At 38.4% G+C, this 12,356-nt stretch carries 6 protein-coding genes; 5 read left to right on the top strand and 1 reads right to left on the bottom strand.

Going from position 1 to position 12,356, the window contains the following annotated elements:
• Positions 1 to 241 precede the first annotated feature (241 nt).
• The 3 genes from RM573_RS05945 (at position 242) to RM573_RS05935 (ending at position 6,648) form a co-directional block, all read left to right on the top strand.
• Positions 242 to 3,253 (top strand): TonB-dependent receptor, encoded by a 3,012-nt coding sequence (locus RM573_RS05945; RefSeq protein ID WP_311578666.1) that lies wholly within the window; start codon positions 242 to 244, stop codon positions 3,251 to 3,253.
• 346 nt (positions 3,254 to 3,599) lie between these two features.
• Positions 3,600 to 5,117: a tryptophan halogenase family protein gene (locus tag RM573_RS05940; RefSeq protein ID WP_311578663.1), complete on the top strand. Its 1,518-nt coding sequence runs from the start codon at positions 3,600 to 3,602 to the stop codon at positions 5,115 to 5,117.
• Positions 5,118 to 5,133: 16 nt separating this feature from the next.
• Positions 5,134 to 6,648 (top strand): tryptophan halogenase family protein, encoded by a 1,515-nt coding sequence (locus RM573_RS05935; protein WP_311578660.1) that lies wholly within the window; start codon positions 5,134 to 5,136, stop codon positions 6,646 to 6,648.
• A 76-nt stretch (positions 6,649 to 6,724) separates the two neighbouring features.
• Here RM573_RS05935 and RM573_RS05930 read toward each other — a convergent pair whose 3' ends face one another.
• Positions 6,725 to 8,242 (bottom strand): tryptophan halogenase family protein, encoded by a 1,518-nt coding sequence (locus RM573_RS05930; RefSeq protein WP_311578657.1) that lies wholly within the window; start codon positions 8,240 to 8,242, stop codon positions 6,725 to 6,727.
• A 291-nt stretch (positions 8,243 to 8,533) separates the two neighbouring features.
• Between RM573_RS05930 and RM573_RS05925 the strand changes: the two genes are divergently transcribed.
• The gene (locus tag RM573_RS05925) at positions 8,534 to 11,212 is read left to right on the top strand and encodes a beta-N-acetylhexosaminidase (protein WP_311578654.1); all 2,679 of its coding nucleotides are present in this window, start codon (positions 8,534 to 8,536) and stop codon (positions 11,210 to 11,212) included.
• 215 nt (positions 11,213 to 11,427) lie between these two features.
• Positions 11,428 to 12,321, top strand: coding sequence for an N-acetylglucosamine kinase (gene nagK / locus RM573_RS05920; RefSeq protein WP_311578651.1), 894 nt, complete (start codon positions 11,428 to 11,430; stop codon positions 12,319 to 12,321).
• The last annotated feature ends 35 nt before the right edge of the window (positions 12,322 to 12,356 follow it).

The following is a 12,356-nucleotide window of genomic DNA, read 5'->3' as shown; positions in this document are numbered from 1 at the left end:
AACAATGGTTTCTTTTCGCGATATATGATTTTTTATTAAAAATAAAGTTTTTAATAAACAGTATCTTACAGAAAAATTTAGAATATATTGAGATCAAGTATAGCCATGGATAGATTTTTTGTGTATGGTTTTATCTAACCTATGACAACGCTGTCATGAATTAAAAAGACAGCGCTGTCGTTAATTAAGGTTCCATGAAAATAATTAACATATTTATAAAAACGTGTGTAAGGGAAAGTCGATGTCATCTAAAACATTTAAAAAAGGCGTATTAGCAAGCTCTATCGCTATGATCATTGCAGGTGGTGCTACACCATTAGCAATGGCAGCTGAAGGCGCTGAAAAAGAAATTGAAGTTATTGAAGTAACGGGTATCCGTGGTTCAACGAAAGCAAGTATCAACGGTAAACGTTTTGCTGATTCTCAAGTAGACGGTATAGCTGCTGAAGATATTGGTAAATTACCTGATGTTACTATTACTGATTCACTGCAACGTATTTCTGGTGTGCAAATTGAACGTGTTGCTGGTGAAGGTGGACCGGTACAAATTCGTGGTCTACCTCAAGTAGACACAACCATGAACGGTGAAACATTCTTGTCAGCAACAACTATTGATAGTTCAGGTGCTGATTTAGGTGATTTACCTGCACAATTATTTGGTGGTGTTGATGTCTATAAATCAGCAACTGCTTCAAATACTGCACAAGGTATTGCCGGTTCTATTGATCTTAAAACTCGTCGTCCATTTGATATGGATGAAGGTTGGACATTCGCAGGTGGTGTTGAAGCGACTCGCGGTTCTATTACTAAAGAAACAGATCCAACATTACATGGTTTAGCAGCATATAATAATGGCAAAATCGGTGTATTAATTTCTGCGGTTACTCAAGAAGCGACTTTAGCATCTGATTACAATGGTCATAACGATACATCAGAAAATGGTGGTTTAGGTTGGACGAACAACAACCACACATGGAGTGAGCCGGCAGAAGGTGGTGATGTATATAATATCGTTCCTCATGGTTTTACAGCCTTTAACAAAACAGAAGAGCGTGAACGTGATGCATTACAACTTTCACTTCAAGCTGATTTAGGCGAAGGATTTGTTTTAACGGCTGATTACTTCTACACCCAACAAGATCGTTTTAATGCACGTTCTGGTTTTAACAATAACAACCGCTGGCAAACATTTGCTCAATACGGTTTTGCTACTCATGCAACAGGCGATACTTTCACTGATGCTGCTGGTAATCCTTGGCAAGCTGTTGATGCATTTAAGATGCGTCCATACCGTTTACAAACATTCACTCAAGCGAACGTAAACGAAGAGAAGTCTCAAAATTTCAACTTACAATTAGACTTTGATAATGGCGGTAACTTAACAGGTACTGTCCGTGCAACTCACGCTCGTGCAACCGCTAAAATGCGTCATGCATATGGTGAAGGCGATATCATGAGTATCGACAGTGGTGCTTTAGTATTAGGACCTGGTGGTCTTAACCCTGCACAATACTGTACTAACGGCGAAGAGATCATTGGCTCTGAAGGTGGTTGTAACGCTCAATACTCTACTGGTATTCAAGATAGCGACTTCTTCTTAACGCATGATGCTTCTGGTGAATTCCCTGTGTTTGGTGGTTTCGACCAACAAGTTATGGGCGGTAAAGGCATGATGTCTGTTGCTGATTACATGGCTGATCTTGATTCATACCACATTGGTGCTTTCTCTTCGGAAGGTAACACAGATGATGTTGGTGAATTATCGACTTTCAGCACTAAGTGGAATTATGCGTTAGATGATCATGACTTCATCACAAGCGTTGATTTTGGTGTTCGTTTTAGCCAACGTAAAGTTGATCATGACCAATTTACTTACACGTCTGATTTCGGTAACGGTTGTGATATCGCACAATGGAAAGCAGTTGACCAAAACTACAACGGCGCAGCTGAAGGCACACCTTGTTATGAACAAGAAGGTACAGGTGAGTACGTAGATGGCGTGTGGACACCTTACACGTTATTAGCGCCTACAGCGCTTGATCAATACACAACGGTTTCTTGGCAGACAGATTTTGGTAATGTTCAAGGTATCCCAGGCATTTGGGTTATTGACCCAAGTAACTTCCGTGACCCTGAGCAATTCCATAAAGATACGTTTGGTAATGTTGCTCGTACAGAAAATGGTGGCGCTACCTATAATGTTGGTTTAGATGAAATTTCTTATTTCACTCAAGTTAACTTTGAATACGAAGCATTAAGCGGTAACGTTGGCCTTAAAGTGATTCAAACTGATTTATTTGTGAAACAAAACCTTGTTGGTCCTAACTTACCTCATTCAGGCTTAGGTCCAGATATTGGTGATGTTGTAACAGAGCGTAGCTTCACTGATGAATTATTATCAATGAACTTAGCTTACCAAGTTACAGATGACGTAGTTTTACGTGCTGCTTATTCTGAAAATATGCAAGCGTTGAACTTAGCTCAATGGGGCGCTGGTAAAGTTGTTGGTTCAGTATTTAACGACGAATGTGGCTGTATGCGTGTACAAAACGGTACGCTTAACGGTAATCCTGAGTTAGACCCATGGCGTTCAGAAAACTACTCACTTTCTGCTGAGTGGTATGCTGGCGATGCGTCAATGTTCTTTATCTCAACGTACGGCATTGATATTGCAAGCTTTACTGAAGGCACTATCATCATGGTTGATGAGCCTGATTCAGATGGTATCCGTCGTGGTCCTCATCCATTCAATGCAACAACTCAAGGTGTTGGTGGTGATGTATCAGGTTACGAAGTCGGCGGTAAAGTTGCTTTAAGTGATTTCTTAGGTGAAGACAGCGTTTTTGCTAACGTAGGTTTCGACTTAAACTACACATATGCTGATAGCTCACAAGAAGCTAAAGACGTACACGGCGATGACTTACCGTTTGGTGGCATGTCAAAAGATACATACAATGCTGTTGTATGGTATGAAAACGATACCTTCTCAACGCGTTTAGCATGGAACTCTCGTAGCCCTCGCTTACATACAGCAGGTAGCGCAGGTACAGGTAATCAATCACTTTATCAAGATGATTACTCACAACTTGACTTCAATGCTTCGTATAACTTTAGCGAAACAGTAAGTTTTTACGTGAACGGTTCAAATATTACCGAAGAGTATCAACAAACTTATATCGGCTTTGAAAAGCAAAAAGCATTTCAAAACGTATATGAAGCTCGTTGGACAGTGGGTGCTCGTGTAACGTTCTAATTCGTTAGAATGATATAAAGTATAACGAGTATCGTTAAAAACCGCCGCATTCAATGTGGCGGTTTTTTTATAAATATCCATTGAATAAATCGTTTAAACAGCAAGGTAAAAAATACTGGGAGCTTTGTTTTTAATAAAAATATTTAAATTAATAATCAATATGATAACGCTTTAATATGCGGTAAGAATTTTTTAGCAATATGATATGCTTTGTTAAACATGAAAAAGGTGCAGTGACACTATATAGTAAAATGACCTACTGAGATAAAGTAGTATTTTTCCATAATTTATTGGATCATTGTTCGGTATTTCATGGCTATAATAATGGAGTGTTAAGGTAAAAGTGATGAATAATAAAAACAGACAAATAAAATCAATTGTAATTGCCGGTGGTGGTACATCAGGCTGGATGACTGCAGCAGCACTTAGTCAACACTTTAAAGATATGCCCGTTGAAATTACTTTAGTTGAATCATCACAAATTGGCACAATAGGTGTTGGAGAAGCAACCATTCCTACATTACGTCGCTTTTATAGCAAATTGGGCTTAACCGATCTCGATGTGATAAAAGCAACGGCAGCTACATGTAAACTCGGTATCGAATTTAAAGATTGGTATAAAAAAGGCACATCATTTATTCATCCTTTTGGTATTTATGGTCAAGGTACGCAAGAGGTACCCTTTCATCATTATTGGATGAAAGACAAGATGAGTGGTGGTAACTCAGCATTGGCTGATTACTCATTAGGAGTACAATTAGCTCAAGAAAGTCGATTTACTCTGCCTTCTGAAAAACCTGAAAGCCAATTAGAAATTTTTGATTGGGCACTTCATTTTGACGCGACATTATTTGCTGACTTAATGCGAGAATACTCACTTAATCACGGTGTTAACATTGTTGATAATAAGATCGCGAGCGTTAAATTACTTGATGATGGCAGTATTTCATCTTTAATTTTTGAAGACAATACTAGCATTGAAGGTGAGCTTTTCATCGATTGCACAGGCTTTAGAAGCTTATTAACAAAAAAAGCGTTAAATGTTGAATTTGAAGACTGGAGTCAGTGGCTCGTGTGCGATCGAGCCGTTGCTGTACAAAGTGAAACAGTGGGAGAGCCGCTTGCAAGAACGGTTTCTCAGGCGCATGAGGCAGGTTGGCAATGGAAAATACCTTTACAACATCGCATGGGAAATGGATTAGTGTATTCAAGCCAGTTTATTGATGATGAATCGGCAGAAGCATGTTTATTAACGAACCTTGAAGGTAAGCCACTTCATACTCCCCGTAAGTTTTCATTCACTCCTGGCAGAGTGAAGCAAGCGTGGAATAAAAACTGTATTGCAGTTGGTTTATCTTCAGGATTTTTAGAGCCGCTAGAAAGCACCAGTATCGCGTTGGTCGAAACGGCCATTGAAAAAATTATATTGTCTTTTGAACAACCTCAATATAATCAACAAACTATTGATAAATTTAATGAAGTTACCATTTTAGAATATGAAAGAGTGCGCGACTTTATCATTCTTCATTATAAAGCCAATCAACGAACTGATGCTCCATTATGGGAATTTTGCCGTAATATGGAGCTACCCGAAAAGTTAGCCGAAAAATTAGCAGCGTATCAATCTCGTGGGGATGTTTTGCAATACCCTTGGGAGATTTTTGGTAAAGACAGTTGGTTAGCAATTTTTGATGGTTTTAAAATCTACCCAGATAGTTATGATAAACGAGCGGATGCGATGGAATTGGCTTATTTACAAAAGAATTTACAATACATGAAAGATAGGGTGAAACATTCTGTCGATGCTGCGCCAACGCATGGTGATTTTTTAAAAGCACACTGTCATTTTATCCCTAAAAAGTAATTGCGGTATTTAAACTATGAAAACAACTCAAGAACCCATTGAAAAAATAGTCATTGTCGGCGGCGGCACTGCCGGTTGGATTGCAGCAGCAACCATCAGTAATATTTTTAAAAATACCGATTTAACAATTGAGCTGGTCGAGTCTGACGATATTGGCATTATTGGCGTTGGCGAGGCCACTATTCCGCCTTTGATTTCTATATTAAATAGCTTAGGTATTGATTTAATAGATTTTATTAAAGAAACTCAAGCAAGTTTTAAATTAGGCATTCAATTTGAAGATTGGCACACCATAGGTGAAAAGTACTTTCATCCGTTTGGTACGGTTGGTAAAAGTATTGACGGCTATGATTTTTTTCAGTGCTGGTTAAAATCTAAAGCTGAAGGAGATAAAACCCCCTTAATGGCGCATTCTCCAGAATCTGTACTTGCTGAAAAAGGAAAGTTCTTTTTACCTTTTGCCGCTAAAAATACGCCATTAGAGCGAGCGTTTTATGCGTTACACCTTGATTCAGGGTTAGCTGGTAAGTATTTACGCAACTATGCTGAAAAGTTAGGGGTCATTCGCACTGAAGGAAAAGTTGAACAAGTTATACAAACGAAAAATGGGGAGATTGAGTCGGTTATCTTAGCGTCAGGTCAATCGATTTCAGGAGATTTTTTCATCGATTGCTCTGGATTTCGAGGGCTGTTAATTGAACAAACGTTACAATCCGGGTATGAAAGTTGGGATAAATACTTACCTTGTAATCGAGCGGTAACGGTTCAAACTAACAATGTCGGTGACACCAACCCCTATACGGTTTCTGCAGCCAAAGAAGCGGGTTGGATGTGGCGTATTCCGCTACAACATCGTACCGGCAACGGTTATGTGTTTTGTGATAAATACATCACAGACGAACAAGCAATAAACACGCTCTTAGCAAATATAAAGGGTGAGCCTATTACATCACCAAGGGTGATTCCATTTACCACCGGTTTACGTAATAAACCATGGAATAAAAATTGTTTGTCACTTGGCTTAGCGCAAGGCTTTATTGAACCGTTAGAGTCGACGGCTATTCACTTGGTCTCTAAAACAATTGCTTATTTTATTCGTATGTTTCCAACCAAGCAGCGTGATGAAGTATTAATTAATGAGTATAACCGTCGTGTTAGAGTTGATTACGAAGAAATTCGAGATTTTCTTGTGCTGCATTATTGTACTACACAACGTGAAGATACAGAGTTTTGGCGTTGGTGTAAAAATATGAAAATTCCTGCAACATTACAGAAAAAGCTAGACTTTTTTAAGGCTTCTGGCGGGCTCATCCCTGGTGCAGAAGAGCTATTTCAACCTACGAGTTGGTACGCTGTATTTAATGGTATGAAAGTCGAACCTGATCACTATAATCCCACCATGGACACCTGGGATTATCAAAAGCTAAAAGCTATTCTAGACAAAGGTAAGCAAGGTTTAATCGATATTGCCGATAAACAACCCAGTCATGACGAGTTTTTAAAACAATATTGTGCTGCACCGAAAATGTAAGAGAAGCGGTTTGATGTCAACTTAAAAAAGGCGCTTGAGCGCCTTTTTGCTTATCTTATCAAATCTCACTTTCCTGTTATTTTACTGACGTCATACTAGCTTTACAGTGCATGTCGATAAAAGTTTGATGAGAATTGACTTGTTGAGCGGCATTGTCAATGGATTGTTTCATCTGGGATAAGTTCGTCGCTAAAATATTGAGTGGTACTGTGTTCACGCGTTCATCAAAACGTAAGGGTTTAATGCCAAATGCATTGTACATAGTTAACCAACTGGCTTTTTCAAATGACTCATTTTCACGAATAATAATATGACCGCGACTTTCGAAAAGCGCTATTTTATGCGCTAATGAATCTGGAATTTCCATATCCTTACAGTGTTGCCAAAACGGAGTATCTTCCCGAGCGGTCGCTTTGTAATGGAGTATAAGAAAATCTCTGATATGTTCTAATTCTTCATTGTGTAAGCGATTTACTTCGTTAATGTCGTGCTGATTAAAAGACTTATCAGGGAAGAAAGTTAGTAGCTTGTCGATTGCTGACTGAATTAGCGAAATACTTGTCGATTCAAGAGGCTCTAAAAAACCAGAAGAAAGGCCAATTGCGACACAGTTTTTATTCCATACTTGTTTACGACGGCCGGGTTTAAACTTGAATTTTCGAACCTTGTTAATTGCATTACCTTCTATTGTTGAGCGCAATTCTTCTTCTGCATCTTCATCCGATTGGTATTGGCTAGCGAAAATATATCCATTGCCCATTCTGTGCTGTAATGGAATTCGCCATTGCCAACCATATGGTTTGGCAATGGAACGTGTATATGGTGCAGGCTCACCGACGAGTTCAGTTTGTAAGGCTAATGCGCTGTCACAAATTAACCATTGACTCCAATCTTCGTAACCTGTTTTTAATGCTTCTTCAATTAATAACCCTTTAAAACCAGAACAATCTATGAATAAATCACCTTCAATGATTTCTCCTGATTCTAATGTTACAGAAGATATAAAGCCGGTTTTTTCATCTATATTAACTTTATTGATCAGGGCATCTAGGTGTTTAACTCCCAAATTAATTGCGAAGGATTTTAGAAAGTTAGCATATAAACCAGCATCAAAATGAAAAGCATATTGATAGTCAGCCAAAGGCGTTGGCGGGTTTGGATGTGGTTGAGCAAATTTACCTTTTTTTGCCAGAACTGACGGAAAACAATAATCATTAATATCGAGGTTTAAGCCTTCTTTATTGGCTCGATTAATATAATGATGAAAATCAATATTATTGACTGGCATGCCGTAATCAGAAAAAGGATGAAAAAATTGTTCGCCAACTTTATGCCAATCTTCAAATTGAATCCCTAACTTGAAAGTGGCTTGAGTTGCTTTAATTAACTCAACTTCATCAAGCCCTAAGTTTTTGTTATAGCTAACAATATTGGGGATAGTTGCTTCACCAACCCCGACTGTGCCCATCGCCGTAGATTCAATGATAGTGACATCCGCATTTTTATCGGCTAAAAATTTTCCGAGACTTGCGGCGCTCATCCAACCGGCGGTACCACCACCAACAATTACTATTTTGTTAATTGCTTCTGACATGATTTTTTTCTCTTTTTATTAAATTCAGATGGTTACAGCTATAGCAGCCTTAATATAACAACTAATAAGACGAAACATTGCATAGTATCAAGATTGATTATTTATTAACCCATCAATAAAGATATAAAATTTATTAATAAGAGGTAATTTTTATCTGTGTAATTACTGTAAAACTACTCAGTAAATTACTATATTTTTATAAACTAAGTAAAGAAAGTTTTGACAGCGCTGTCAAAATAGGTGATGTTTACATTAATTTATTGTCTTCATTTAAAATTAAGAGTCGTTTATATGAATAAAAAACTGCTAAGTATTCTCTTTTCTGTCGGTGTGTTTATTATCGGCTGCGAAAAAGCACCTCACACACCGGTTACTTCATCGCAGTCAAAATCCGATGACCAGGTGCTTCATAAGGTACGACAATCTGATTTAGATGAATTAGCGCAACAATTAGATGTATCTTTTTCGTTAATAAGTAATGCGGTTCCCGAGAAGTGTGACAAAACAAAAACAGATGGCTTATGTTTTGAAGCAAGTATTACACTAACGCCACAAAAAACCATATTAGCAACTGACTGGCAAATCTATATTAGTCAAATCGCGCCATTGCATAATTTTGATAGCGAAGAATTTACCTTCACTCATCTCAACGGTGATTTACATACCATAACGCCAACGGAAAAATTTAAAGGATTTATTAAAGGAGAAAGTAAAACCATTGTCTTTCGGGCAAGCTTTTGGTCACTTGCTGAGTCTGACATCATGCCAAACTATATTATAAGCGGCGAAAATTTAACTGCCAGAGTAATTGACAGCACACGAGCAAAAATTGATCCTGATACTCAATTAGAATATGTACCTTATGTAAACGACTATACCGATTATCAACACCATTTTAAACGGACGAAAGACGATAAAACACCTTGGTTAGACAGTGTCGGTTTTTATCAGCGAAATAGTGCCTTAGGTGATACAGTACTAGATGTCAGCAAGGTCATTATTCCCACACCTAAAGTTGTGAAATATTCAGAAAATAACGGACTACTCGACTTATCCGAGGGGATCAATATTGATTTTGGTAATACGGATAAATCATTAGTAATAGCGGCTATTGAACGTTTAGCAATGTTTGGCATAAGTCAACATGCAAAAGGCGCAAACCTAAAGCTCAGTATAGAAGCAGATAAAACGAAAATGATTGGCAGTTATACTGCTGATATTGATTCAACGGGTATCACTATCGTCGGGGTTGACAATAATGGTGTATTTAATGGCTTACAATCACTTGCTAGCTTAGTGTCATTAGCGAAAAAGACGGTGCCTTATCTTCATGTTGAGGATGAACCATTATACGAATTTCGAGGCCTGCTCATTGATACGGCCCGCAACTTTCGCAGTAAAGCTTTTATCTTAAAGCTGCTTGATCAAATGGCGGCATATAAATTGAATAAATTGCATTTACATATGGGAGAAGACGAAGGCTGGCGTCTTGAAATTCCTGGCCTACCTGAATTAACTCAACTGAGCAGTAAACGTTGTTTAGATCTAGATGAACAATCGTGCTTAATGCCGCAATTAGGTGCTGGTGTTGATAGTAATTCTTCAGTGAATGGCTTTTATTCCGTCGCTGATTATACCGAAATTTTACAAGCGGCTACGGCAAGACATATTCAAGTATTACCTTCATTAGATATGCCAGGCCATTCTCGCGCCGCAATTAAAGCAATGGCCGCGCGTTATACTAAATACAGCCAACTGGAAGATAAAGAAAAAGCGGAGCAATATTTATTACACGATCCCAATGACACCACTAAGTATTCATCGGTACAATTTTATAACGACAATACCATTAATGCCTGTCAAGAATCGTCATATCGTTTTATCAAAAAAGTCATGACAGAAGTACAAAAAATTCATGCTGACGCAGGACAGCCGTTAACTCGATATCATATTGGTGCTGATGAAACCGCCGGTGCGTGGTTGGAGTCTGATATTTGTAAAGCGTTTATTGCCAATAATGACTATAGCGTGACAAAAATGTCGCAACTTGGTGCTTATTTTGTTGAACGTGTTTCTAATATGATATCTGACATGGGGATAGAGCCTGCAGCATGGAGTGATGGCCTAGATCATACCAATAAAGAAAATATGCCTGCGGTAGTTCAAGCGAATGCATGGGAACATTTACCTTGGGGTGGTCACATGAAAGTCAACAATCTAGCGAATAGAAATTGGCAAGTAGTTTTGTCTATTCCTGACGTTACTTACTTTGATTTTCCATACGAAGCTGATCCGAAAGAACATGGCTATTACTGGGCCTCTCGTCGAACTAACACTGAAAAAGTTTTTCAGTTTATGCCGCAAAACTTACCGGCTCATGCTGAATTTTGGTTAGATCGTCAAGATCAACCTTATATTTCAGACGATACGGTACAAACCGATGAACAGGGGAAAATAATTCACCAACCTCTTGAACAGGGTCGAAGTTTTTTGGGAATACAAGGGCAGTTATGGAGCGAAAATGTTCGCACCGATAATATCGCTGAATATAAAATATTCCCTCGAGTTATCGCACTTGCTGAGCGTGCGTGGCATAAAGCGTCATGGGCTGTACCTTATAATTATATTGGGTATAAATATAGTCAAGACAGCGACGTGTTTACTCAAGCAATGCAAACTGAACGAGATAAACAATGGCAATTATTTGCTAATGCCTTGGGACAAAAAGAATTTCCAAAGTTAGATGTTGCCGACGTGAAATATCGCTTGCCGACTGTCGGTGCTAAAATTGAAAATGGATTGTTTTCTGCCAATTCTGCTTTTCCTGGTTTAGCGATCGAATATCAAGAACAAGGTAAAGATTGGCAACGATATATCAAACCGGTGAAAGTTAACACTGAGGTGAAAACTAGAACTATGACGGTTGATCAAGCAAGAAAAGGCCGAACGGTTGTGGTTAAATACAACTAAATTGATGATTAATCACAGATTGATTTTTAATAATTTTCGTTAAAAATCAATCTGTTAAATTTTTATGAACGGTAAGTTAGAAAAAAAATGTGATTTTTATGAAAAAAACAAATGACAACGCTGTCATTTGTGGTTAGTATGAAAGCAGTTAAAAATTTTAAGTTTTGATTTTTATCAAATGACTTGTAGATAAATGTAGTAGACATGAGGTCAACATGCTTAGTAGCAGTGACAACAAAGAATTCTTTTTAGGTATTGATGGTGGTGGTAGTAAGTGCAAAGCCATACTCGTTGATGCTAGCAACAATATTTTAGGCACAGGCATTTCTGGACCTGCAAATCCGCTTCATGGCTATGAGCAAGCGATAAATTCAATTACTGAATCGGCAGAATTAGCGATTAAAGATGCGGGATTAAAAGCGGTTGAACTTAAAGATATTGTTGCGGGGGTCGGTTTAGCGGGAGTTAATTTACCGGCTTTATTCGAGCAAATGTCAAATTGGCAACATCCCTTTAAGCAAATGTTTTTAGCCACAGATTTATTGATTGCGTGTTTAGGCGCGCATAATGGTCAAGACGGCGCAGTGATGATCACAGGTACTGGCTCTTGTGGGTTTTCATATGTGAATGGTCACCCCTACACATTGGGCGGTCATGGCTTCCCTCATGGTGATAAAGGTAGCGGTGCTTGGTTTGGTTTTCAGGCGGCAAATCATGTGTTGATGTCTTTAGATGGTTTAAAAGCTGGCTCGTTGATCAATCAAAAATTATTGGCGTTATTAAAAGTGAGTGATGGCTTAGAAATGGTTGAAACTATTGCCGGTAAGCCTGCAGCCTTTTATGCAAAAATGGCCAATTTGGTGTTTGATGCCGCTGAGGAAGGTGATGAAGTTGCCCTTGAAATAGTAAAAGAAGGTGCTGGCTATATCAGTGGTATTGCTCGTCAACTTGAGAAACAAAATCCGCCGAGAATCTCCTTAATAGGGGGGTTAACTCCTCGAATTTTGCCTTGGTTAGATCAAGATGTGAAAAATAAATTAGCAGAGCCTTTATGTCCTCCAGAAGTTGGCTCAGTGATATATGCACAACAACAACTCGCATTGTTGTAAATCCGTAGATTAATGGTTGAATCAATCGATCATTA

The sequence above is a fragment of the Thalassotalea castellviae genome (genome assembly GCF_031846185.1).
GTDB lineage: Bacteria > Pseudomonadota > Gammaproteobacteria > Enterobacterales > Alteromonadaceae > Thalassotalea_H > Thalassotalea_H castellviae.
The sequence above is the reverse complement of the archived record's forward strand: the minus strand, read 5'-3'. Positions and strand labels throughout refer to the sequence as shown.

Bases quoted from the DNA above. Each gene is read 5' to 3' on its own strand.
- RM573_RS05945 (WP_311578666.1), top strand. From the start codon at position 242: ATGTCATCTAAAACATTTAAAAAAGGCGTATTAGCAAGCTCTATCGCT.
- RM573_RS05940 (WP_311578663.1), top strand. From the start codon at position 3,600: ATGAATAATAAAAACAGACAAATAAAATCAATTGTAATTGCCGGTGGT.
- RM573_RS05935 (WP_311578660.1), top strand. From the start codon at position 5,134: ATGAAAACAACTCAAGAACCCATTGAAAAAATAGTCATTGTCGGCGGC.
- RM573_RS05930 (WP_311578657.1), bottom strand. From the start codon at position 8,242: ATGTCAGAAGCAATTAACAAAATAGTAATTGTTGGTGGTGGTACCGCC.
- RM573_RS05925 (WP_311578654.1), top strand. From the start codon at position 8,534: ATGAATAAAAAACTGCTAAGTATTCTCTTTTCTGTCGGTGTGTTTATT.
- nagK (WP_311578651.1), top strand. From the start codon at position 11,428: ATGCTTAGTAGCAGTGACAACAAAGAATTCTTTTTAGGTATTGATGGT.